This is a genomic window from Runella aurantiaca (assembly GCF_003339505.1).
In the GTDB taxonomy this organism is placed as follows: domain Bacteria; phylum Bacteroidota; class Bacteroidia; order Cytophagales; family Spirosomataceae; genus Runella; species Runella aurantiaca.
The window spans coordinates 81698-106382 of record NZ_QPIW01000021.1; the positions used below are offsets into that span (position 1 = coordinate 81698).

A 24685-nucleotide genomic window follows, 5' to 3' on the forward strand; every position below is an offset into this window, starting at 1 on the left:
CGAGGGTAATTGGGCGCAATGAGCAGTGGTGTATTTGGATACAAAAGATAATTTTTGATACAGCGGCGTTGGACGTAGATTTTATAATTTGAGGTAATTGATTTGTAAGAAGCTGAAAATGAGGTTTTTGTTTTTGTTTTATGTTGATTGATATGATATATCATGGATATTTTTGTCTATTCTTCGTCGTCTGGGCTATCTTTGCACCTCTAAAAAAGTTATCCTACCTATGTGGAATAAAATTGCGGCAGGCATCATTCGTTTTCGGTTTGCGTGGATTGTATTGATCTTTGTAACAGTAGCATATATGGGTTATGAAGGAAGTAAAATCGAACTTTCTTATCAAATGGCCCGTATTTTACCCCCCAATGACCCCATCGAAAAAGAATATCAGGAATTTAGGAAGGTGTTTGGGGAAGATGGCGCTATCATGGTGATAGGCTGGCAGGACCCGAACTTGTTTGAACTCACTAAATTTCGGAACTGGTACGGACTTGCGGAACGTATCAAGGCCATGAAAGGCATCAAGAATGTGCTTTCGCTCGGTCATTTATACAAAGTAGAGCGAAATGACAGCCTGAGTAAATTTGAATTTAAACCGCTCTTTACGCAACTGCCGTCTACTCAGGCGGAGATGGATAGCCTAAAAAATCAGGTCAAAAAGCTTCCATTTTATGAAGGATTGGCCATCAATTCCAAAACAAATTCGACGCTCATTGTAATTACATTTAATGATAAAGAACTGAATTCTTCGCGGCGGATTACGATTGTGGAGGAAATAAAAGCCATGGCCGATGAGTTTTCGATAAAAAACAAAACCGACCTTCACTATTCAGGAATGCCGTTTATTCGGACGGTCATCATGAAAAAAATATCGGGCGAGCTCAAGCTTTTTATGGCCTTGGCGGTATTGGTGACTGCATTTATCCTTTGGCTGTTTTTTAGGTCGCTTCGGCTTACGCTCCTCTCGATTGGAGTGGTATTGATGGGGGTGATTTTCTCCGTTGGTTTGCTTCAGTTGTTTGGGTATAAAATTACGGCGTTGACGGGACTAATTCCGCCGCTCTTGATTGTGATTGGAGTGCCCAACTGTGTTTTTCTGTTGAATAAATACCAACTGGAACTCAAAACGCACGGTAACAAAGACGAAGCGATTAAGGAAATGATTTGCCAGATTGGGCTTTCTATTTTTCTGGCCAATATTACAACCGCCATTGGTTTTGGGGTATTTTATTTTACCAACAGTGCCTTGTTGGTTGAATTTGGCATCGTTGCGTCCATTTGTGTAATGGTTACGTACGTACTTTGTTTGGTGCTTTTGCCCATCACGTTGCATTACATGAATCTTCCCAAAGCGCGGCATTTGAAGCATTTGGAAGGAAAATGGGCCAAAGGCTTCCTGACCAAAGTGGATTATCTAGTACACAATCACCGTCGGGCTATTTATGGCGCAATGGTGGTGGTGATTCTGGTTTCGGCGTATGGAATGACCAAAATTAAAGCGGTGGGGTACATCGTGGATGACCTTCCACAAAACGATCCCGTTTACGTAGACCTACGCTTTTTTGAGTCCAACTTCAACGGAGTTTTGCCTTTTGAAGTAATGATTGATACCAAACAGCCCAACGGAGTGTTTGGCAATCAGGCCCAGGTATTGTACAAAATCAAGGCATTACAAAACGAAATGGCTGATTTCAAAGAGTTTTCTAAGCCTGTTTCGGTGGTTGAGGCTTCGCGGTTTTTGTATCAGGCGTATCGGGGAGGCGAAGCCAAATATTACGTGTTGCCGGGGGCATTAGAGCTGTCAAAGCTGACTGATTATGTGCAGGGAGACAACCGCGGCGTAAAACAATTAAACTCATTTATGAATGAAGACCGCAGCATTACGCGGGTGAGTTTTCAAATGGCGGATGTTGGCTCGGAGCGAATTAAAGACCTAATCAATCAAATACGTCCCAAAGTTGACTCTATCTTTAACCCGTCGCAGTATAAAGTCAGCCTGACGGGGCATAGTCTTGTGTTTTTGAAAAGCAACGATTATTTGTTGGGCAATTTGTACGAAAGTCTGTTGATTGCCATCGTTTTGATTGCCATTGTCGGGATGGTACTTTTCCGTTCGATTCCCATTATTTTGCTGTCCAAACTTCCGTGTCTCATTCCTTTGGCCTTAACGGCGGGGATTATGGGGTACTTTAATATCCATTTTAAGCCGACGACGATTCTGGTTTTCAGTATCACTTTTGGTATTGCTTCCGATGGCACAGTTTATTTTTTAACGCGTTATCGTCAGGAACTCTACCAACGTGGACGCACAGCTTCTGAGGCAGTATCGCAAGCCATTTTCGGAACAGGACTGAGCATGATTTACACTGCAATCATTCTATTCTGCGGCTTTTCTATTTTTGCCGCTTCCAGTTTTGGCGGTACGGCGGCTATGGGCGTGATGGTTTCAATCACTTTATTGGTAGCCATGTGTACAAACCTGATTCTGCTACCAGCCTTGTTGTTGTCAATTGCCAAAAGGCAGAAAGAACGTCCGTCGTAGCATCAGAAGTACTTTTAACAAAGGATAAAAAAATTACCCCGACAATTTAGGACAGCACGGTCTGCCGAATTGTCGGGTTTTTTATTACTTCACATTCGTTAATTTTCTAGGGATGGTAAACACCTCGGTCTGGCGTCCGTCCAAATACCGAAAACCATCGACGGTGTAGTAGCCGTCTTCTTCGAGCATGATTCTGATGATTTTCTTCCATTCGGCAATTTCCACCGCAGCGTTGAGCTCAATGGAGTAACCCGTATTGGGAAACAAAGGATAATCGCCAGGGCCGGGAACGCCTTTCTGCTGGTCCCACATGCCAATCGTAGGCCCAGCCGCGTGGCCGTGCACGCCGATGGGGTGGGAGTAAATACTGGCCGTAATTCCTTCTTTTTTTGCCTGTTCGAGCGCTCCCAACAGCATTTGATTGCCCGTTACGCCTGCTTTAAAGCGTTCGGTCAAAAGGTCTTGCAGGCGATTGCCCTGCGCAAAAGCCTTTTTGATAAATTCTGGCACTTCTGATTCGCCCGGCCGCAGGATGTAAGCGTGTTGTTGTTGATCGGTATTGAGTCGCAAATACGTAATACCAAAATCACAGTGAATCAAATCGCCAGGTATAATAACCTGTTTATCAGGGCGCTTGGAAAATGTGCGTAAATGGTCAAAATTGGTGGGGTCGTGGCGCTGAATGTCGACCGTAGGATGAAACCACGTTTCAAGCCCTAAATCGGTTACTTTTTGGCGCATCCACCACACCACATCGTCGGTGGTGGTAATGCCCGGATGAATGACTTTTTCGGAAAAAGCTTCCTGAATAATTTCGTGTGAAATACGGCAAATCAAGGGGTAAAGGGCAGCTTCTTTTTCAGAGCGAGTTTCGAGCCAAGCCACCGCCAAACGGTCGGCAGACACGATTTTGGCTTTTTGTTTTTCCGATAAATTCGCCATCAATTCCTTCTGCTCGGTATAGGTCAAACCGTCGGCGTGCCCATAATCTTTGGAGAAATTGAGGGCGATTTTTTTAGGATTACGCTCTTCAATCACTTTGCCCAATGCCAACCATTGATTGGGCTGCACATTGATGTCCCATTCGCCTTTGAGCAAGTTGCCTACGTCATAGCGAGCAATCGCCAGTTTTTCCAATGGTTTATCCCCTCCCGCATCAAAAAACACCATGATGGTACGGCGGCGAGCCGACAGCCACGTGCTCGGTAGCATGGTTTTCATGACGGGGTCTTCGTTGTATTCGCGCGAAATGATAACCCACATATCTACCCCTTCGCGCCGCATGAGTTGGGGTAAAAGATTGGTAAGACGGTCTTCCAAAATCTCATCAATCACACGGGCGCGTTCGCGCTCAGGTAGGATTGGATATTGGGCATAAAGCTTTGTGGAAAAGAATAGAGTTAAGAAGAGATAGAATAATGATTTTCTCATTTGTTGGTTTGTTTGAACCACAGAGAAAAGGAGAAACACAGAGACAAACTTAACCTCTGTATTTCTCCTTTTCTCTGTGGTAAGCATTTTTGTGGTTAATTGTTTGTTTGAATCGTGCCAAGCAAAGATAAAACCTTTATTTGGGTTGTTGAAAGCCTATTATTACTTTTGCGCGCGAACTATAGCCCCTTTTAGGGTTACAAATAAAAGGATGCCCATCACTTATACGACTGCACAATCGGACGAAGAACTCCGCCAGATAATGGCCCTTCAGCGCCAAAATCTTTACAAAAATACCCCCGCCACCTACCAGCAGGACCAAGGGTTTACGACCGTTGAGCACTCGTTTGAGGTGCTGAAGCAAATGAATGATGCACTGCCCCAAATCATTGCCAAAGACGGTGACGCCTTGGCGGGCTATGCCTTGGCCATGCCGCGCACGTTCGGACAGTTGGTGCCAGAATTGGTGCCGATGTTTGACATTGTGGCCGAACTGGATTGGCAGGGCAAGCGCATAAAAGACTATCGTTTTTACGTTATGGGTCAGATTTGTATTGCCGAATCGCACCGTGGGCAAGGGATTTTTGATGGGTTATATACCGCTCACAAAGAGCAGTTTTCCCCTGATTTCGAACTCTGCGTTACGGAAGTAGCCGTGCGGAACACGCGTTCACAGCGGGCCCATGAACGCGTAGGATTCCGCACGATTTATACCTATGAAGACTACACCGACGTATGGAACGTGGTGGTGTGGGATTGGAGTTAAGCTTTCATCGCCTCACGCAACATCGCCACGCTTTTGCGAACGCCCGTTTCGGGTGCCTCTTTTCCTTCAAATTCTAGCGCGATATAGCCTTTGTAGTTGGCTTGGCGTAGGATGTTGATGATGCGTTTGTAATCCAAATCCAGCGAATACCATTCTCCACCGCCGTAGTAGGTCTTGGCTTGTACAAAATTGGCCACGGGTGCTACTTTTTCGAGTTTAGTGTAAGGGTCTTCCAGAAAATTTCCAGTATCCAATAGTACGCCCAACCACGGCGAATCAATGGCTTTGCGGATGCGCAGGAGGCCTTCGGGCGTGGAAGTAAGGCCCCAGTGATTTTCCAAGGCCAGCATTACGCCACATTCGGCGGCTTTAGCGAGGCATTTTTCGATGCTGTCGATGCACCATTTAAAGCCGTCGTCTTCGGCATAGCCGGGCAAGATAGGCTCTACGCCGCGTTTGGCCATGAGTTCGTCAAATGATTTGATGGTATTCCAGCGACCTGAGTTGAGCCGAATGCTCGGAATCCCCATTTTGTAGGCCAGCTCGATGCAGTGCAGGGTGTGGTCGATGTTTTTCTGGCGCTCGGCCGCATCGGGCGACACAAAACTTTGATGGATGGAAAGACAAATCAAATCTACCCCGTTGACAAACGCGTGTCGTTTGAGTTTTTGAAGATAGGCGTTGTCTTCATTGTCCATTTGGCGGTGCAAAATATCCACGCCTTCAATCTCCATCCGGGCGGCTTCATCAATGACCGTTTCGATGGCAACTTTGGGGGTTTTGAAATGCCAATACGAGTAGGTCGAAAGGCCGAGCTTAAACGGATTAAGGTCTTTTGAGGATGTTAAAAGCGGGATTTCAGGAGAAGCTAAAGCCGCACTTCCGAGAGTGGCTTGTTGAAAAAAATGGCGACGGTTCATGGATAAAAGGGTTAAATAGCGCTTCAATATAGGGAATTATTTATAAAATATTGGGACGTACTGTTGAATATAAAATTGAACTTTATCGGTAAATACGGTCCAAATGGTCGGTATTCTTTGTCTTTTCATCGCTTTTGACAAAAGCATCGCTAAACTTTCTGCTATTTTATCTGTCTAACGGGCAAACCCAACACAGCACACCATGCAATACATTCGCTTTACTATCGTTTCGTTGTTTTTTTTAGTCACCAGCCAACTGCTTGCTCAGCAAGTAGAAGTGAAGGGCCGTGTGGCTGACCAAGGAGATAAATCACCCTTGATCGGGGCCAATATTCTGCTCATAAATGTGGCTGATTCTACCCTTAGGTTTGGGGTTGTGGCCGATACGGCTGGGGCATTTACCATAAAATCGGTGCCGACGGCAACCTACCGCTTATTCATCAGTTTTGTGGGTTATACTGCCTATGACCAGCGTCTAAATCTGCGGCGTACTGCTCCCGATTTGGGAATTATATCATTGAAACCTGATGCCCAGCTTCTGAAAGATGTGGTGGTCAAAGGAGTGGCCGAACGGGTGGCCCAAAAAGGAGACACCACGGTCTATAACGCCAGTGCTTTCAAAACAAACCGTGATGCAACCGCGCAGGATTTGATTGAAAAAATGCCCAACATTACCATCGAAAACGGACAGGTAAAAGCACAGGGAGAAAATGTTCAGAAGGTGACGGTCGACGGGCGCGAGTTTTTTGGCGATGATGCCACGCTGGCCCTGAAAAATTTGCCCGCCGAAGTGGTTGACAAAATTCAGGTATTTGACCGCCTCAGCGACCAGTCGCAATTTACGGGTTTTGATGATGGTCAAACCGTAAAAACCATCAATGTCGTTACCCGCTCAGATCGTAACAATGGGCAGTTTGGGAAAATATACGCTGGTTACGGCACTGACGACCGCTACATGGTGGGAGGCAGTACCAATTATTTCAAGAAAGATACCCGTATTTCTGTCATTGGAATGTCTAATAACGTCAATCAGCAAAATTTTGCGAGTGAAGATTTATTAGGTGTATTGGGAGGATCAGGCGGTGGCGGCCCAGGTGGAGGCAATCGTGGCGGCGGTGGAAATCGAGGTGGTGGCGGAAACAATGGCGGCGGTGGCAACTTTGGCGGTGGAAATTCGGCGGGTAATTTTCTGTCGGGGCAGCAAGGTGGTATCAATAAAACGAATGCCATTGGATTGAACTACTCCGACAATTGGGGCAAGAAGTGGAAAGTATCAGGCAGTTATTTTTTCAACGACGCGAGCAATAATAACCTGAGTCAATTAGCAAGAACCTTCTTCTCGACCGAAGGGCCAGGCCAGTTGTACAACGAAGATTATTTTTCGTCTAACAATAACAAGAATCACCGTCTAAATGCTAGATTGGAATACACCATCAATTCCAAAAATTCACTTATTATCACACCCAGAATCAGCTTTCAGGGCAATACCGCTTACAGCAGTCTGTTAGGAGCCAACAGCATCAACGCATTGCGTATCAGTCAAACAGAAACGGAGAAAGAATCGAAAAACAACGGATTTAATTTCGGAAACAGTATCTTGTGGCGGCACCGTTTTGGTAAAATAGGGCGTACGTTGACGGTGGGATTGACAACTTCGGCCAATGATAGGAGTGGCGAATCGTTGTTAAATTCCGTGGTTAATTATTATACCCGCAAAACCGCCGATTCATTGCAGATAACCGATCAGCGCACCGATACCAAATCAGATGGCTACACTATTTCAAGCAACATTTCATTAACCGAAAACGTCGGTCGGGGCGGGCAGTTGCAGCTTAACTATACACCTTCTTTCACTAAAAACTATTCGGATCGCAAAACCTATAATTATAACCAAAGTACGAGCGAATACAGCACGCCCGATTTACGGTTGTCGAACGAATTTGACAATACCTACATCACCAATCGAATTGGAGGAAGCTACCGGTTGCGCATCCAAAAAACGATGGTAACGGCAGAAGTAAACTACCAAAATGCACAATTGAGCGGCAAACAGAATTATCCGTTGGAATTTTCTATCAACCGTTCGTTTAATAATATTTTACCCTCGGCAATGATCAACTACCGAGGCGCTGATGGAAAGAGCTTTCGGTTCAATTACCGTACGGGCACCAATGCGCCATCCATCAGTCAATTGCAAAACGTAGTGGATAACTCAAATCCGCTGTTTTTAAGAACGGGTAATCCCGACTTAAAGCAGGAATATAACCACAATACGTCGCTCCGTTACGGGGTTACCAATCCCAAAACGGCCCGCAGCTTCTTTATTAACTTAAATGGCTCATTTACGCAGAACAACATCAGTACGGCGACGTACATTGCGGCGCGCGATACGGTAGTGGGTGGGTTTCCGCTCAACCGTGGCTCACAGTTTACGCAGCCAGTCAACGTCAATGGAAACTGGAACGTTCGTTCGTTTATCACGTACGGATTGCCCGTGACTTCGCTCAAAAGCAACCTGAACTTCAACATCGGAACGGGCTATACCCGCACCATTGGATTGATTAACAACATCCAAAATACATCCAATACACACTCCATCAACGGAGGTCTGGTGCTGAGTAGCAACATCAGCGAGCAGCTTGATTTTACGGTGTCGGTCAATGGAAACTACAACACCGTTAGTAACTCGCTACAGCCTTCTTTGGATGGTACGTATTATTATCAAAACAGCAATTTTAAGTTAAACTGGCTGACCAAAGCTGGATTCTTTGTCAATACCAACCTCAACCATACGTTTTATACGGGTTTGGGGCAGGATTTCAACCTCAATTTTACCCTTTGGAACGCAGCCGTCGGTTATAAATTCCTGAAAAAGCAGGCGGGAGAATTGAAATTGAGCACTTTTGATGTCTTGGGTCAAAACAACAGTATCAGCCGTACCGTTACCGAAACCTACATTGAAGACCTGCAAACGCGGGTATTGCAGCGGTACTACATGCTGACCTTCACGTATACACTCCGTAATTTTAGATAATTAATTGTTAACGTAACCGCCCAGGTACGCAGACCGCATAGTAATTTTTTACTAATCTATGCGCGCTTGTATCAGTGCGGTTACTACTTTTACGTTTATGAAAAAAATTCTTATTACAGGTTCTAACGGACTGCTGGGCCAAAAACTGGTCGAACTTCTTTTAAAACAGCCTCACATTCAATGTATTGCCACCGCTAGGGGCGCCAACCGTTTGCCATTTACGGAAGGTTATGCGTATTATTCCATGGATATCACCAAGCGGGACGAAGTGGAAGACATCATCAGCAAAACCAAGCCTGATGTCGTCATTCACGGAGCGGCCATGACCAACGTGGATCAGTGCGAATCGGAGAAAGATAATTGTTGGGCGCAAAACGTACATGCGGTTCAGTACATTGTGGATGCCTGCCGTACCCACGACATTTTTCTCTGCCACGTTTCTACCGACTTTATTTTTGACGGCGCCGCAGGGCCGTATACGGAAGAAGGGGAGGCCAATCCGCTGAGTTTTTATGGTTGGAGTAAGTATGCCGCCGAAAAAATTGTGCAACATTCGGGTATTCGTTGGGCCATTGCCAGAACCGTTTTGGTATACGGAATAGCCTACGACATGTCGCGTTCCAACATTATTTTGTGGGTAAAAAAATCATTGGAAGAGAAGAAAAATATCAAAGTAGTCACTGACCAATGGCGTACACCTACGTTGGCGGAAGATTTGGCCGTGGGTTGTTTTTTGATTGCCGACCAAGAAGCAGAAGGTATTTTCAATATTTCGGGAAAAGATTTTCTCACTCCCTACGAAATGGCTATCCTGACGGCCGATTATTTTGGCTTAGACAAATCATTGATTGCTCAGGCCGATTCTTCTACCTTTTCGCAACCCGCCAAACGCCCCGCCCGTACGGGTTTTGTGCTTGATAAAGCGCGCAGCGTTTTGGGATATGAGCCGCGCAGTTTTTCGGAAGGCATTGCGATACTAGCCACACAACTGTAATCTGCCTGTTTTTTTTGAATCACGCAAAGACGCTAAGGAGCAGAGAATACCCTTAGCGTCTTTGCACGTCATAAATGATAGCGCTTCAATCATTAAAACTGAAAATAGATAAACTGATTGGATTCAAAAACGCCGAAGAAATAACACAGGATGGACAACGTGATGAATACACTCCAAAATGTGACATCGCGGCGGGTTGGAATGTGCAATACAAAGTGCTCTTTAATCAGTAAAATACCAATCAGTACAACACAAAAAATCATTTCGACGGAGTTGAGTGCCGATTGGATAGGGGAATGAATAGACAGCGTGGCTATTTTCTTCAGAATCAAGAAAGAGCTCCTTACTTCTTCACCAATGGTCATTTTGGGGTTATCGCCTACTGCAAAAAATACCCACGTAAGCATCACCAAGACAAAGGTAATGAGCGTTTGTAGATAACCATACCAAGCGCCAGTGGGTAATGTGATGTTCCAACGTTTCAGGTATTTATCCCTTATTGAGGCAAACACGAGATAAAAGCCGTGCAATCCGCCCCAAATGATGAAGTTCCAACTAGCTCCGTGCCATAGCCCGCTGACGAGAAAAACCGTAAATCGGTTGAAATAAGCGCGCCCTTCGCTGACCCGATTTCCGCCCAATGGAATGTAGAGATAATCCCGAAACCACGTAGAAAGGGAAATGTGCCAGCGTCCCCAAAACTCAGAGATGGATTTGGAGATGTAAGGCGTTTTAAAGTTTTCCATGAGCTTAAACCCCATCACCTGCGAAGCCCCCAAAGCGATGTCGGAATACCCCGAAAAGTCACAATAAATTCGAAACGTATAGAAAAACGTTGCTACCAAAAGCGTCAGCCCGTTGTGGTGGGCGGGGTCGAGGTAAACGGGGCCTTGCATCAAGGCGAGTCGGTCGGCAATGACCACTTTTTTAAAGAAACCAAACGCCATTCGGGTCAGTCCCGCTTTTACATTTTCCCAATCGTAGGGGTGGTTTTCGTGGAATTGATGCAGCACATTTTGCGGTCGCTCAATCGGCCCTGCCACCAATTGGGGATAAAACATGACGTATAGGGCATAGATTCCGAAGTGTTTTTCAGCTTTTTGATTGCCGCGATACACTTCAATCGTGTAACTCATGGCCTGAAACGTGTGAAACGACAAACCAATGGGCAGAATTAAATCGGGATTTAGGTGTTTTAAAATGGGCATACTCCACGCAATTCCCATTTTCCAACTAAAAGAATTGAACGTTTCGGCAAAAAAATCAAAGTATTTAAAAACAGCTAGAATCCCCACGTTGGTCACAATACTCAGTACCAAAAGCCATTTTCGGCGTGGGCCCGCCGCCGAGGCAATCCAAATCCCCGCAAAGTAGTCGATGACAATGGTGGCAAACAGAATAAGGATATAAATCGGTTTGAACACCAGATAAAAATAACAACTCGCCAACAACAGCAAAAACCATCGCAGATTCCAGCGAAGACTGAAATAAGCAAGGGTAATAACAATGAAAAATAGCAGAAACTGGACAGAATTAAACAGCATGACTTTTTAAAACCGAAAAATGTAAAATATTAAACCGAAGAAAGTAAAAGGATAATTATACACCTTCTTAAATGTAAAATTGGCACAAACACCCCTTTTTCAGTTTTGCGGTTTTGCGGTTGTTCGGTTTTGCGGTTGTTCCACTTTTCCTTCCACAATCTCTTCTTTGATGATATACAGTGGGCGGCCTTTGGATTGGAAAAAAATGCGCAACACATACTCGCCGATAATGCCGAGGGCAATCAATTGTACGCCGCTGAATAAGATAACCACAAAAAGCAGGGCAGTAAATCCTTCAATTATATCAGAAAAGAATAATTTTTTGGCGAGTACAATGATGAAATACACCAAAGCAATTCCAATGGCTGTGCCGCCCGCCCGCGTCATAAATTTGATGGGGAATTCACTGAAATTAAAAATCCCGTTGTAGGCCAGATTGAAAAGTTGCTTAAACGAATATTTGGATTCCCCCGCGATTCGCTCGCTGCGCTCGTATTCAAATCCTGTTTGTTTGAACCCTACCCAAGTGCGCATTCCGCGTAAAAAACGGCTCTCTTCTGGCATTTGATTCATCACGTCAACCACGCGCCGGCTAATGAGCGAAAAATCCCCGCTGTCGAGCGGAATTTCTACGTATGAAATGGATTTCAACAGGCGATAAAACAAATAATATCCCGTTCGTTTGATAAAATTCTCTTTCCGTTTGCGCCGAACGGCATACACCACATCGTAGCCATCTTGGTACAGTTTGTAAAAATCGGGAAGTAATTCGGGTGGGTCTTGAAGATCGCCATCAATGACAAACACCGCTTCGGTTCCTCTCGCGGCGGCCAATCCCGCCGTAAGGGCCAATTGGTGCCCGTGATTGCGCGACAAAAAAACGCAGTGGTAGCGTTTATCAAGTAGCGCAAGTTGGCGCATGAGCGTCGCGGTGTTGTCGCGGCTGCCGTCATCCACCAATACAACCTCGATAGAAAGCGAAAGGCGGTCCATCAGTTTGCTGAGACGATCTACCAAATGTGGAAAGGATTCGGTTTCGTTGTATAACGGGGCAATAATTGAAATTTGAGGTTTTTCCAAAACAAAATGTTTTTAACAATGTGTGTTCAACAGTAATCAAAGCGGTTGTTTATGGCCATTCAATGGGCTGATAAATCATGGCTTTGGCTTGGCCGTGCTTTACATAAACAAAACCTAACGAATATTTGCCTGCTGCAATGGCCTCTTTGGGAATCAATACCAAACTGCCTCCATCGTACCGACGAAACCAATTTCTCCCCTTATAAAGATTGGGTTCCAATTTGAATAAATAGTTGCGGCTGTCGGAACGCAAAAATGCGTACAAAGCAGCGTCAAAGCCCGAATCGTAAGAAAAATCGTCGGTAAATATAGACAATCCATCTTCTTGCTTTGTAATGACAGGTTTGATTTTCAGGCTTGTATCGGCCTGAATTGCCTTTAAAGCGAGGCCCAAATCGGTTGGATAGCGGTACGTATTATTAATGACGTGGTACTTCATCAACGTATCGACGTAAAGGGCGGCGGGTGAATTCGGGGTAAGGCCTAGTCCAAATCCGTTGTATTGTTGATTATAGGCAAAAGCAAGCAATGTCTTTCGGCGTTCGCTGACGGTAGGCCAATAATGTAAAAAACTCAGTCCCCAGACCAAAATACTGAGCCCAAGCGCGGCATTTAGCCATTTTCTCTTGAGCGGGAAAAGCCCCAAATAAAACCCATAGCTGACCATCATAAACAGCGCAGGATAAATTTTGTAATTGCTGACCAGCATCACAAAATACCCAAAACGCGGACGTAAAAAGGCAATGATGGTGGCATTGGCGAGCAAATATGTGGATACTCCAATCAAAAAAAGCAGCAATGTATTGGGGGCTAGAGTATGTTTTTTATATAACCGCCACAACCGTACCACCACGATACCGAGCCAACTGGTCATAACCATGCCGAAAATAGTGGGCAGAACGGAGCGCTCGAACGTACTGCGGTCGGGAAAGAAGTCAAAAAGCCCGCCAATAAAAGTAAAAAATCCGAAAAAGGTTTCGTGTGGATGTTGGAGAAAATAACCAAAACTAGACTCATTGTTAAGGGTTTGCATTCCGTAGAAGTACAAAAAGACCGCCACGATTCCCGTCAACAGCCAACTGCCCAACCACCGATAATTTCCCTGTAAAAATAAAATGACAAATCCCGCTGGCCAGACAAAGATGCCGTTGCTCATCGCAAAATTGGCACAAAGTCCCGTGAGTAGGGCCCATGCAAAGCGTTTTTGAGCCAAGAGATAGGACGTTAAACAAACAAAAAAGATGACAGGTTGGTGTTGCAGACCCGTAATGGCCCACAGCGACGTCATGTGGTATTGCAACTGAAATAACAGGAAGGGGAAAGGCAATAAATAAGCCCAAGGTATATTGTCTTGCCGAATGGCTCTGATAAAAATGGCGAAGATACCGAGCGTAAAAAACGTGCCTGCCCAATGCAAAAATGTAAAATTAAGCGTTCCAAACAGCCAAAAATACCCCAATGCCGCTAGTTTTCCGAATACCATTCGGTGCTCGTTGTTGGGCTTGAAAAGTAATTTAATGTAGGAAGCAAAATCAGTGGTTCGTTGCCATTCGCGTAAAAAATCTGGAAATGGGTCAAAGTCATCAAACCACGGCACATTGAGTGAATACCGGGCTATAACCAAAAGAAATAGACCAATCGGGAAAGAAGCAATTAGCCAAAAAATAATCCGACGCATCAAGGATTTGTTTTAAGTACAACTTCTTTTTTACCAAAATAGCCACCCATGCACTTAGCCCACCAGTGTTTGGGGTCGGGGTTGGCATCGTCCAAAAACAACGACTGGGGTCTGGCTTTGAGCGGCTCCACATACACACGGTCGCCGGGGGTATTTTCGATGTATGCGTAGCGTTGTTTCAATTCAGAATCATAAGCGGCGGCCCTTCCGCGCAGCCAATCACCGTACACCATGCGGAAGTTTTGGCTAAAGAGCGCGCTTACCACAATAAGTATGGCAAGCACCAATTTGATGGAAGGGGGTAAGTACCAATTTTTTGCCCCAAAAAAATCAGTTTGATAAAAATAACGAACCAACACGGCAAGACAATAAAACCAGCCAATCAAGAAATAAAGATAAATAGAGTTGATAACGCGGGGGGCGGGTTCAATACCGATACCGTAGTAAGACGGGAAAACCTGAACGAATAAAATGCCAAAATAAGCCAACGCTGCCGCCCACAGCGGTACCGAAAAATAGCGAATTGTTTGCCCATTGACAAAGATTTTTGGCAGTACTGCAATCCATAAAATCGTAAATACCAACAAGGGCGTTCGGGTCATCCACTCTATGCTCAGTCGGGCCAATAATTTGATGGATTGCAGCGCAGAAAAGGGGATATTTCTACCCTCAGGGTTGCCACTCATGCGGAGGAGGTTGCCGGGTGAGGTAAAGAAAATATAACACGAAAAAGCGGCTACTGCCACCAAAAAGACCGCAAACCAATCCCAAGTACGGTTGATAACCAATTGATAACCCCACCATCCTGCCACCAATAGCACCATGATGGTGAGATTGGTTTCGCTGCAACCGATAACTGCAAACACCAAAAAGCCCGCTAAAACGGACGTGAAATTCTTGAGGATACCTTTGGGCAATTGATACCAACGCAGCATTACCACGAGCCAATAAATGGTAAGGGCATTGGGAACGGTATACGTTACAAAGGCGGCCATCCAATAAAAGGCTTCGGCGATGCTGGCAATTTTAAGAATAAATAAGAACAGCAATCCACCCACCAAACCCAACGCGCCAAGTCTGCTCCACTTAGGAAATACTTCTTTTACCAACGCGAAAAGGCTGCCCGCCAGTCCCAAAATTAAAAGAAAAGAGAGCAGTTTGAATCCACCAGGCCATTTGAGAATGAGCGGATTGGAGTGATTCATCAGAATCCCAAAATAGCGCCCTGTCCAGCCAGTATAGTAAAAATTCATGGCTTCAAAATAGCCGTATTTAAAAACGGTATCAATATAACAGTAATCATCAACGGGCGAGGGATGATTGTAGCAAGCCAATGCCAACAACGGAATTAACACCAAAATCAGTAATCCGATGTTAAAAAGATTCTGAAATAGAGGCTTTTGTAATGTTTTCAGCATTGGTTAAATTTGATAATATCATTTGTAAATAAACCCGAAGGGCTAAAAAAACCTCCGAAGCAATTTGTTCTTCTCACTTCTCACTTCTCACTTCTCACTTCTGGCACTTCCACAACCTTTTCAATAATGTACCGGGGCCTTCCTTTGACTTCTTCATAAATCTTACCCACGTACTCGCCAATCAATCCGATGGCAATCATGTTGGCACCGCTAAAAAAGGTCATGGGCAATACAATTGAGGTCCAGCCCGCCACCGTACTTCCGTACAAGTACGAAATACCGATGTAGACACTGACTGCCATCGCGATAAAAAAGTTGAACAGACCAAAATAAAGCACCAGCCGCATGGGAAACGTACTGAATGAAGTGACCCCGTTCCAGGCAAAAAGTAACATCTTTTTGAGTGGATATTTGGTTTCTCCTGCTTCCCGTTCCAATCGTTTGTAAAAAACTTTCTCTGAGCGAAAGCCAATCAGCGGAATAATGCCCCTTAAAAACAGGTTTACTTCCTTGAAATGCGCAAACTCTTCCAGTATACGGCGGTCCATCAACCGAAAATCGGCGTGATTAAACACGACGGGCACGCCCATCCAGCGCATCATGGTATAAAATGACTCGGCAGTGGTGCGTTTAAACCAACTGTCATTGCTGCGGTCATCGCGGACTCCGTAGACCACCATCGCCCCGTCGCGGTGTTGTTCGAGCATCTTGCCGATGGCGGCGATGTCGTCCTGCAAATCGGCGTCGATGGTAATAAAACAATCGTAATCGTTGGTATATTGCGTCAATCCAGCCAAAATAGCGCTTTGGTGACCAAAATTGCGGGATAATTTAATGCCGATACTTTTTGGGTCATTCTGGCAAATGGTTTCTATGAGTTGCCAAGTACGGTCGCGACTGCCGTCGTTTACAAAACATATCTTACTATCCGGCGCAATGAGCCGTTCCGCTTCCAGATGTGTATAGTATTCTTGAAGAGTACGGTGGGTTTTTAGTAAAATTTCTTCTTCGTTGTAACAGGGAACAACAAGTAATAACTTGGTTGGAAGCATTGACCTCGATTTTCAGTACTGGGCAAAAATACGGTACATTCCGGAACGAAGCGTCATTCTGTGAATAGATTTTATTTATTGGTAGAAAATAACGCTATTTTTTTTGGGTATTTGAAAAAAGCTTTTTAAATAAATGGTAAATTATAATGACTTTGTTGTAAGATTTTAATATAGTGTGATATGATTTCTAGGAAATGTTTAACTTTCGGCTTTAAAAGTTTCGGTTTAAACCAACCACAGTATGTTTCTTCACCAAGTTGGTCACTACCTGCCCGAGCAAGTTGTTGACAACGAACATTTTACCAAGCTGAACGGCCTCTCGGACGAATGGATTGTACAGCGTACCGGAATTCAACTCCGTCGTAAAGCTGCCTCTGCCGAAAACTCTCACACCATGGGAGTAGAAGCCGTGAAGGCATTACTAGATAAAATTGAAATTCCTGCGAGTGAAATAGATTTAATTGTAGGCGCTACCTATACTTCATACGATACAATTGTTACGTTGGCTCACGCGGCCCAGCATTTTCTGGAAATTCCTGATATTCCCGTCGTCACGATTTCGTCGGCCTGCTCGTCGCTGCTCAATGCGATTGAAGTAGTGGAAGGGTATTTTGCCATGAACAAAGCCACCAAAGCGCTGGTAATTACGTCGGAACACAACACGGGCTATTACAATGAAACCGACACCGTTTCGGGGCACTTGTGGGGAGATGGCGCGGCGGCGTTGTTGATTACCAAAGAGCGTAGCAGCGAAGAGGATTTGGAAATACGCGCCTTACTCACTGGCGGTGCGGCTACCAGCGGAAAAGCCACCGAAGCCGTGGTGCTTCGTCCCAACGAGCGGGGGGTGATTATGCCTTTCGGGCGGGATGTGTTCATCAATGCCTGTACGTACATGCCTAAGGCAAGTTTGCAGGTGTTGGAGCGGTGCGGGCTTACGGTGCAGGATGTGGATTATGTGTTGCCTCACCAAGCCAATTTACGTATCAGCATGAACGTCATGAATACGCTGGGCCTTTCGGAAGATAAACTTATCTCTAATATTCAATATTTAGGAAACACGGGTTGCGCTGGCTGCGCCATAGGCCTTTCCGAACATTGGGGGCGCTTTAAAAAAGGAGAACGAATCGTCATCACCGTTTTTGGTGGTGGGTATTCTTTTGGGGCAATGCTCTTGGAGAAATAAAATAAATTACGCTGATTGCAGCGTAATTTATTTTAGCCATGATTAAACACACCATTTTCAGCCTTCTTTTAGTAGGTTGTTGGTTCACTTCGCAGTCTCAGCAACAACTTTCAACCATTCAGCACCGAACAGGTTCCTCTTCCAACCCCCGCGCTTTTCATAGATTGGGGGCCAAATTGTTGTTTATTGCCGATACAAAAGAATATGGTGCCGAGTGGTGGGTGACTGACGGAACAGATGCGGGCACAAAATTACTGAAGGATATTGCTCCGGGTGTAGCAAGCACGTTGGTTAGAAACCTTAATACTTCTTTGCTGGAAGTGGAGCGGAGTATAGTGGTTGCCAATGGGATTTTATATTTTCTGACAAAGAATACCCTTAACCAGTCAGAGCTTTGGCAAACGGATGGTACTACCGAAGGTACTCTAAAGATATATACTTACGAGGGCATCATAGAGCAATTCAGGCCCACACCGCAAAAGGATAAGTTTTACGTCATTGAAAACTTTGCATTGTATTTCCTTGATATTTCGGCCAAAACCAAAAGGCGAGTAAGCAACCCCGGTGGGTCAATCACTTTCGTACTGCCTGATTACTACTTAGATACGAATGCCCCTGTAGTATTAGACTACCAATTATACTTCACCTACAACGAGCTGGGAGAATATGAGCTATGGCGTGCGGACGGGACTGTCGGCGGTAATCAGCGCCTTTTTGCGCAGCGTATTCGCCTTGGGCAGCCACTCTATAACGTGTATAAAGGGGATGTCTACGTATATAATAGCCAAAATGATAAGGTGCTGATTAAGACCCGTGGAACAACTGCTACAACCGAAGTATTGATTCCGCCAGTGAACCTTTTTCCTGTGTCATTACAGGAACGTTTTCGCGGAATGACTTCTCGAATCATTGACAATGAGTTTCAACTCATCGAGTTTCCCAATCCCCAAGGCTCAGTTCTAAATCAGTTTATTATTAAGAGTACAACTGACGGCCGTACGTTTCGCAATGCATTGACGAAAACCGTTCCTTTAGGCTCTATTTCGGGTGTAGAGGTGTCGGGGAATATCCTTTACTACGCGTCGCAAACATTCATCACTGCGATGGATTTGACCTCAGGAGACACCACAAAAACCTATATTAACTGGACTTTATCGGGGCTAGACAATGCCCGTGCTAAAAAACTGAGCAATAACTCAGTGGCTTATTTTGTCAAATCAGCTGATTTTCTTGGTCAACTTTACCTGTTTGATGGGGCCACCCGAAAAATTACTCAACGTAACGTTTTCGTATCTCAAATCCTTGAATTTAACAATTCGTTGGTTCTTTCGGGAGGGAGGACGGCCAAAGGGAATGTCAACCTATATGGGGCGGATTTGAACGGACTGAATTTTAAAGTGAAGGGGAATCTACAACAGGTGGAAGATAATGAAATCCCGCAGTTTATGCTGGGTACGCAATTATACTATATTGGCGATGATGCCGGACCAGGAATTACGCTCTACAAAACCGATGGCCTGACTGCTGGGCAGACCGTAAAAATTCTGAATAACTCACCGACCGTTCTTTTCAACGCAGCCGTTTCAGGGTTGATGTATTCGGATGGGCAGCGGGCGTTGTTTTCGTACGTCGACCAAAGCAATAATCGGTATATATGGGTGACCGATGGAACCGCCGCTGGTACAAATTTGCTGGGAAGTATTACCAATGCGCAAGATCGACCTTACGTTTATTCGGTTGATAATCAGCTATTACTTTGGTTTGGTTCTCTGTCGTTTTATAAAGTGGACTTTAGTGGATTGAGACTTGTGCGTTCTTCTACCATCAATACTGTATCGGGAAATAGAAAGACATTGGCGTTGGACAATAAAGTGCTGTTGTTTGATGAAAAATCAGTGACCGCGGTAGATGCGAATCTATCGCTTACCACGCTTGAAAATCGTACCCTTTTCACGGTTGACTCCACGGTGGTACCCTTGGGAATTGGGGCGCGTTTCTTTTATCTTCGGCTTAAAACGTCGGGGAAGCTGGGCGTCATGACTGGCGCATCTGCTTCTGAAGCCCCGCGTGAGTTAATGGAAATTCTTTCGGCAACGGCTACATTTAAAGTCTCCGATGGAATTTTTATTCACCGAACGGAAGTAACTACTGGCGGAAAAATCAGCAGCTTTCTGACTTTTGTGGATTCCAACGGCCAACGTGCGCAAGAAATGGGTCCGTTTGATTTTACAGCGGTGCGGGGCGTGCAAAAAACGGGTAATACCTACACTTTCGCTGTCGTGACGGCCCTCAATCGCCTCAATGTTGCGCTCTTGGATGTCACTGCCAAAACCATTCGTTTCCTGAAAGGCGACGCTGCCGACTCGCAAAACCCCAAATTTGTTTCCGCTGGGTCAGCGTTGTACGTGGTGGGAAGCAATGTGTGGAAAGTTCTTCCAGCCAAAGATTCGCTAAGTAGGTTGTTGCCTGCAAAATTTTATCAGAATGGCCGCACATTTTTGCAGTACCCAAAAATGTACGTTTCTTTTGCCGATCCAACCCCTGAAACTTGGGAGATAGACAGCCTTAAAACCCAACAACTAGGAAATTTCTTTGTTACAACCCGATTCACGGACCTGATTGAAAAGAAAGGTTTTCAGGGATATACACAAAATAGTAGCGGCCGACAAAACGGAATATTCCTCGTAGAATCTCCTACTCAAACGACATTACTGAAATCATTGCCCGCCAATCAAGTTGTTCCCGAACAGGCTTTTTCTGGAATGTTAATTTTTGCCGCCGAAAATGAAGCTGGGGGCAATGAACTTTGGCTTACGGAAGGAACCCCCGAAAGAACCAGACAATGGGTGGATTTAAGAACGGGGACACTGAGTTCAAACCCCAAAGATTTGAGGGTGATGGGAAATATGGTAGTCTGCTCGGCATTCAGTGGCGATCAAGGCCGACAACTTTGGAATGTAACCCCTCCGGTGTTGTCGATAAAAACGCCGGAACCGATATTTTCATTAATTGTATTTCCGAATCCAGCCAGCCAAATTGTATCAATTCGTATCACAGACGCTGAAAAACTACCGATGTACCTTAAAATCTTTGATATAAATGGACGGTTGATTTTGGAGAAGCCATTGCCTTCAACAGAGCAGGCGGATGGAGTTGACGTTTCGCACCTGCCCATAGGAATGTACATTGTTTGGGTGACCGATGGAAAACGGTGGGCGTCTAAAAAAATAAATAAGTATTGATCTATGAAATACAGCTTTTTACTGACCACTTTTTTATGGGTGGTTGGCGTGTCGTTATACGCTCAAAATCAATTGACTGCGATAAAACATCTGGTCAATACTTCTTCCAATCCGCGCAAATTCGTGCGGCTCGAAAACAAAGTTTTCTTTATTGCCAATACCAATCAGCAGGGAGATGAATGGTGGGTGACCGACGGAACTGAAACGGGCACTCAGCTCTTAAAAGACGTGGTGCCGGGCGTTGGTTCGGGGCTTTACTATGCCAACGACCTCCCCATCAATCCAACGGTGGTGGCGGATGGGAAATTTTATTTTACGTCTTTACAAGCCGATGGACAATGTGCCGTGTGGCAAAGTGATGGAACGCCCAATGGTACCGTCCGCCTTACGCAGTGGGGCGTTGCCATTACAGAATTGATGCCACTTAATGGTCAACTTTACATTGCTGATAAGGCCCAAAAAATATGGGTTCTTAATCCTTCCACCTTGGCAAGTACCCAACTCGCCGAGCTAGGGTTGGGGAAAAGTGGGGCAGGCTTTTTTCCGCATAATGGCAAAATGTACTTCAATAACAGTGGACGCTCGGCGGTGTTCCAAACAGACGGCACGACCACAGGGACGATACGGGTGGGGTATTTTGGTAGTTTTTCTTCAGAACCGAAAATGTTTGTTTGGCGTGATTATTTGTATTATTACTGTAATGCGTTAAATGATGGACATATTGTTCGGATTAAAAACAACAACCCTGCTACTGCCGAAGTGGTCTACGCCAGGGGATTTGCCAATCCTAATACCTCCCTTAGCCTTAGCGGTGTGATAGAAATGCAGGTAAAGGAGGATAAGATTCAGATTGTAGAACACATCAACTTCGATAGCCCCTCGGTGCGGTTGTTGGAAAGTACCGATGGGTATAACTTCCGTACAATTGATAAAACCGCTTCGCCCGCTTTAGCAAGCAATTTTTTGTGGATTGATGCCAAATTCTACGGTATTTCAAAGAAGGGAACGCTGGTCATCCGCGACTTTGAGAAGGCTGGAACTACTGAGGTGGCCGATGCTTGGAAAGTGATTCCTGATGTTATTACAACACTCAAAAAGGTGGGTAATTCTCTTTTAGTGGGTGGAAGCACCGCCGCTGATGTTCCGAAATGGTATAATTTGAAGGATGGGACATTGGCAGAGGTCGCCGTTGCGCCGTCCAATTACGAACTCCTGGCAGATGCGATGGTTCATTCGGGACGTTTGGCCGCCAATAGCGATACAGAGCTGTACAAAACCGATTTGACGACGCTCAAATCGAACATGGTCAAAAACATCAAAACCGTAGGAAATGATGATTTTGAAATAATACGGGTAGGTAAAAAAGTGTTTTTTCTGACCCGTGATGAAGCAACTGCTGCTGCCTCAACCTCCCTCTGGATAACCGATGGAACCATCAGTGGAACCACCAAAGTAAAAGATATACCGAGTATTTCAGTATCAAAAGTGCTGTCAACGTACCAAGATGGTGCTCATTTGTACCTGCAAACTCAGACCGATTCCAATGAAAGTGCTATTTGGGTAAGTGACGGAACGCCCGAAGGGACGAAGGAGTTAAAACGTTTTGCAGGGAAGAGAACGGAACCCATGAAAGTGGTTGTTTGGGAAAAGCGTCGGATGTTTCTGCATCCTCACGTTTCGTTTATTTATGATATCGACAGCAAAAATGCCATTGATTTTAAGGTTGGGAGCAATGATAACTTGGGAATTGATTCCAGACAATTGTCTAACAAAGTACTTATCAAGGTGGATTATACGTTGTATTCCGTTGATTTTGATGGGAAATTAACGGTGCTCGATGCGAGTGGGTTGATACCCCTGCAAACATTGGCGGCAACCTCAAACAAAGTATTTTATAATCGCTTTATCAGATTTGATTTCAGCATTGGCGAACCCACTATTGCCCTAATGGCTACCGATGGGACTTTGGAAGGAACCAAAGAGGTAAGTCGGTCATTGTACGGCGGGTTTAGTGTACAGGCGCTCAAAACGGACGTTCTCGTTACCTATACATCAGCGGCCACTCCAACGCGGATATTGGATGCCGCCATTGTAAATGAAAATACACTCACTTTGAGGAGGGTGATGGCGGGTGGTGCCCGACAAATAGTGGAGATTTTTATGTTAGATGATATGGCCGCCTTTCAGTTGGACAATGGCCGTTTTTTTGCGCTTAACCCACGTACAGCCTCGGTTACAGAATTATCGACATTGGCATATTCTGATAAGGTGATTGTACACGAAGGAGAGCTTTACATTGTAGGGCAGAATTGTAGAAGAATAAATCTTAAAACCTTAGAAACGAGTCTATTGCTGCCGCAAGATGATCGATATACTCGGGTGTTTTCATTTTTTCAGGATGGTCGAGACCTTTATTTGTCTTGGGATGGCAGAATCCCTCAGACATGGTTGATTCGTCAGACAGAAGTACGTAAACTGGGCGAATTTGTTTTGAACCAACGGCCTTTAGCTTTTAATGGCCGTAAAGCTTTGATGGTTTCTAAAACCGGATATCCTCCTATAATGCTTTATACCGCTGATTCTTTAGCAACTCAATTGGCTTATGTGCGGGATGTTGTAAATAACGGAGAAGAAGGTTGGGGCGTTTTTAATAACTATTTGGTCGTGAGCAGCCTTGATACGCAGGCAGGCGTAGAGCCCTGGACCACCGACGGGACTCCCGAAAACAGCCGCATACTCGATGACTTACAACCAACAATCGAAAGCTCTTTTCCTTCTCGTTATTTGGTTATCGATGGTAAGCGCCTTATATGTATTGCTGAGGCAGGAGCCATGGGAAAACAACTTTGGGCCTTACGCTCTCCCATTTTGGCGGTAGAGCCTCCGTTAGTTAATTATCAGTCGTATCTCTATCCCAATCCTGCCTCAACCCATTTTACGGTCATTTCGAAAGTTCCATTCGAACCTGCGTCTCGGTTGTTAATATACAATTCAATTGGCCAAATTATTGGACAGCACCGCTTGCCCAACAATGCTACCCAAGTGGAAATAGGCCTGGAAAATATAGTTACGGGAATGTATTTTGTGACAATAGACGCAGGTTTAGGCAAAAGGGTTTCCCATAAGCTTGTTGTAATACGATGAAATAGAAAAAATTGGGGAGGGAATATTTCCTTACCCCAACACCTCTTCGCACAATTTTAAGTATGTTTCCAAGTCAGGCTTGGGCAATCCGGTCACTTTGGCGGCTTCATCCCAGCGGCGCATTTGGATAATAAGTTCAAAATAAGGGTTTTGTTCAAAGGCTTCGGCTTCTTCGGCCTGCATGGGCCCACCCTGAAATTCGAGCGTTTTGCGGCTGGCATCTGATAGTCCCGCGAAGTATTTTGGGTTTTTGTAGGTCAAATACCGCTTGGCATTGACGTGATTGGCGACGAGAATGCATACTTTTTCGGGAAATCCCTGGTCGCGCAGCCAATCGGCGGCCACTTCTTCGTGGTCTTTGCGCCCATACATCTCCATCAGTTCTTCTTCCTTTTCGGTTGGCATCAAATGGCCGATGTCGTGCAAAAAAGCCGCGGCCTGTACTTCTTTGTCAAAGCCACCTTTGCGAGCTAAATCCGCTCCTTGCGCGGCGTGTTCAAGTTGGCTTACGTCTTCGCCGTAGTATTGTTCATCGCCCTGTGATTCAAATAATTGACGAATTTCGGTGATAGATGAAGGCATATCGGTGTTTATTTAAGGAAGTAAAAGTAATTGTTTATGTCAAAAATTGAGCCGCAGTGGGTGAAATAA

At 45.1% G+C, this 24685-nt stretch carries 15 protein-coding genes; 7 read left to right on the forward strand and 8 right to left on the reverse strand.

Going from position 1 to position 24685, the window contains the following annotated elements; all coding sequences use genetic code 11:
- Nucleotides 1–229 precede the first annotated feature (229 nt).
- Entirely contained in the window at nt 230–2545 is a 2316-nt protein-coding gene (locus DVG78_RS21280; RefSeq protein ID WP_114463056.1) for an efflux RND transporter permease subunit, read from the forward strand.
- Between the two features lie 84 nt (nt 2546–2629).
- On the opposite strand, the gene DVG78_RS21285 is transcribed toward DVG78_RS21280, so the two are convergent.
- Nucleotides 2630–3976 carry a M24 family metallopeptidase gene (locus DVG78_RS21285; RefSeq protein ID WP_114463057.1) on the reverse strand — a complete coding sequence of 449 codons (1347 nt, stop codon included), beginning with the start codon at nt 3974–3976 and terminating at the stop codon, nt 2630–2632.
- A 211-nt stretch (nt 3977–4187) separates the two neighbouring features.
- On the opposite strand from DVG78_RS21285, the gene DVG78_RS21290 reads away from it, so the two are divergent.
- Nucleotides 4188–4742, forward strand: coding sequence for a GNAT family N-acetyltransferase (locus DVG78_RS21290; RefSeq protein ID WP_114463058.1), 555 nt, complete (start codon nt 4188–4190; stop codon nt 4740–4742).
- On the opposite strand, the gene DVG78_RS21295 is transcribed toward DVG78_RS21290, so the two are convergent.
- Nucleotides 4739–5662, reverse strand: a complete 924-nt coding sequence (locus DVG78_RS21295; RefSeq protein WP_114463059.1) for a sugar phosphate isomerase/epimerase family protein — start codon at nt 5660–5662, stop codon at nt 4739–4741. The genes DVG78_RS21290 and DVG78_RS21295 overlap by 4 nt on opposite strands.
- 202 nt (nt 5663–5864) lie before the next feature.
- Between DVG78_RS21295 and DVG78_RS21300 the strand changes: the two genes are divergently transcribed.
- Complete coding sequence (locus DVG78_RS21300) at nt 5865–8696, forward strand: TonB-dependent receptor (RefSeq protein ID WP_114463060.1); 2832 nt, start codon at nt 5865–5867, stop codon at nt 8694–8696.
- 97 nt (nt 8697–8793) lie between these two features.
- The gene (locus tag DVG78_RS21305) at nt 8794–9690 is read left to right on the forward strand and encodes an SDR family oxidoreductase (RefSeq protein WP_114463076.1); all 897 of its coding nucleotides are present in this window, start codon (nt 8794–8796) and stop codon (nt 9688–9690) included.
- Nucleotides 9691–9782: 92 nt separating this feature from the next.
- On the opposite strand, the gene DVG78_RS21310 is transcribed toward DVG78_RS21305, so the two are convergent.
- The 5 genes from DVG78_RS21310 to DVG78_RS21330 all read right to left on the reverse strand — a co-directional run bounded on the left by DVG78_RS21310 (nt 9783) and on the right by DVG78_RS21330 (nt 16462).
- Nucleotides 9783–11234, reverse strand: a complete 1452-nt coding sequence (locus DVG78_RS21310; RefSeq protein WP_114463061.1) for an MBOAT family O-acyltransferase — start codon at nt 11232–11234, stop codon at nt 9783–9785.
- Between the two features lie 99 nt (nt 11235–11333).
- Nucleotides 11334–12314 (reverse strand): glycosyltransferase family 2 protein, encoded by a 981-nt coding sequence (locus tag DVG78_RS21315; RefSeq protein ID WP_114463062.1) that lies wholly within the window; start codon nt 12312–12314, stop codon nt 11334–11336.
- A gap of 49 nt (nt 12315–12363) precedes the next feature.
- Complete coding sequence (locus DVG78_RS21320) at nt 12364–13992, reverse strand: hypothetical protein (RefSeq protein WP_114463063.1); 1629 nt, start codon at nt 13990–13992, stop codon at nt 12364–12366.
- Nucleotides 13992–15410 carry a DUF6056 family protein gene (locus DVG78_RS21325; protein WP_114463064.1) on the reverse strand — a complete coding sequence of 473 codons (1419 nt, stop codon included), beginning with the start codon at nt 15408–15410 and terminating at the stop codon, nt 13992–13994. Before DVG78_RS21325 ends, DVG78_RS21320 begins: the two co-directional genes overlap by 1 nt.
- Nucleotides 15411–15490: 80 nt before the next feature.
- Entirely contained in the window at nt 15491–16462 is a 972-nt protein-coding gene (locus DVG78_RS21330) for a glycosyltransferase family 2 protein (RefSeq protein WP_114463065.1), read from the reverse strand.
- Nucleotides 16463–16703: 241 nt separating this feature from the next.
- Here DVG78_RS21330 and DVG78_RS21335 point away from each other — a divergent pair, with 241 nt between their 5' ends.
- The 3 genes from DVG78_RS21335 to DVG78_RS21345 are packed head-to-tail and all read left to right on the forward strand — an operon-like array spanning nt 16704 to nt 24034.
- The gene (locus DVG78_RS21335; protein WP_114065251.1) at nt 16704–17648 is read left to right on the forward strand and encodes a 3-oxoacyl-ACP synthase III family protein; all 945 of its coding nucleotides are present in this window, start codon (nt 16704–16706) and stop codon (nt 17646–17648) included.
- A gap of 38 nt (nt 17649–17686) precedes the next feature.
- The gene (locus DVG78_RS21340) at nt 17687–20890 is read left to right on the forward strand and encodes a T9SS type A sorting domain-containing protein (protein WP_114463066.1); all 3204 of its coding nucleotides are present in this window, start codon (nt 17687–17689) and stop codon (nt 20888–20890) included.
- 3 nt (nt 20891–20893) lie between these two features.
- Nucleotides 20894–24034 carry a T9SS type A sorting domain-containing protein gene (locus DVG78_RS21345; RefSeq protein ID WP_114463067.1) on the forward strand — a complete coding sequence of 1047 codons (3141 nt, stop codon included), beginning with the start codon at nt 20894–20896 and terminating at the stop codon, nt 24032–24034.
- A 30-nt stretch (nt 24035–24064) separates the two neighbouring features.
- On the opposite strand, the gene DVG78_RS21350 is transcribed toward DVG78_RS21345, so the two are convergent.
- Nucleotides 24065–24616 carry a phosphonate degradation HD-domain oxygenase gene (locus DVG78_RS21350; protein ID WP_114463068.1) on the reverse strand — a complete coding sequence of 184 codons (552 nt, stop codon included), beginning with the start codon at nt 24614–24616 and terminating at the stop codon, nt 24065–24067.
- Nucleotides 24617–24685: the final 69 nt, after the last annotated feature.

Excerpts from the sequence above, each read along its gene's own strand:
- DVG78_RS21295 (WP_114463059.1), bottom strand. The coding sequence starts at position 5,662 with ATGAACCGTCGCCATTTTTTTCAACAAGCCACTCTCGGAAGTGCGGCT.
- DVG78_RS21290 (WP_114463058.1), top strand. The coding sequence starts at position 4,188 with ATGCCCATCACTTATACGACTGCACAATCGGACGAAGAACTCCGCCAG.
- DVG78_RS21305 (WP_114463076.1), top strand. The coding sequence starts at position 8,794 with ATGAAAAAAATTCTTATTACAGGTTCTAACGGACTGCTGGGCCAAAAA.
- DVG78_RS21310 (WP_114463061.1), bottom strand. The coding sequence starts at position 11,234 with ATGCTGTTTAATTCTGTCCAGTTTCTGCTATTTTTCATTGTTATTACC.
- DVG78_RS21340 (WP_114463066.1), top strand. The coding sequence starts at position 17,687 with ATGATTAAACACACCATTTTCAGCCTTCTTTTAGTAGGTTGTTGGTTC.
- DVG78_RS21300 (WP_114463060.1), top strand. The coding sequence starts at position 5,865 with ATGCAATACATTCGCTTTACTATCGTTTCGTTGTTTTTTTTAGTCACC.
- DVG78_RS21280 (WP_114463056.1), top strand. The coding sequence starts at position 230 with ATGTGGAATAAAATTGCGGCAGGCATCATTCGTTTTCGGTTTGCGTGG.
- DVG78_RS21285 (WP_114463057.1), bottom strand. The coding sequence starts at position 3,976 with ATGAGAAAATCATTATTCTATCTCTTCTTAACTCTATTCTTTTCCACA.
- DVG78_RS21350 (WP_114463068.1), bottom strand. The coding sequence starts at position 24,616 with ATGCCTTCATCTATCACCGAAATTCGTCAATTATTTGAATCACAGGGC.
- DVG78_RS21320 (WP_114463063.1), bottom strand. The coding sequence starts at position 13,992 with ATGCGTCGGATTATTTTTTGGCTAATTGCTTCTTTCCCGATTGGTCTA.
- DVG78_RS21330 (WP_114463065.1), bottom strand. The coding sequence starts at position 16,462 with ATGCTTCCAACCAAGTTATTACTTGTTGTTCCCTGTTACAACGAAGAA.
- DVG78_RS21345 (WP_114463067.1), top strand. The coding sequence starts at position 20,894 with ATGAAATACAGCTTTTTACTGACCACTTTTTTATGGGTGGTTGGCGTG.
- DVG78_RS21325 (WP_114463064.1), bottom strand. The coding sequence starts at position 15,410 with ATGCTGAAAACATTACAAAAGCCTCTATTTCAGAATCTTTTTAACATC.
- DVG78_RS21335 (WP_114065251.1), top strand. The coding sequence starts at position 16,704 with ATGTTTCTTCACCAAGTTGGTCACTACCTGCCCGAGCAAGTTGTTGAC.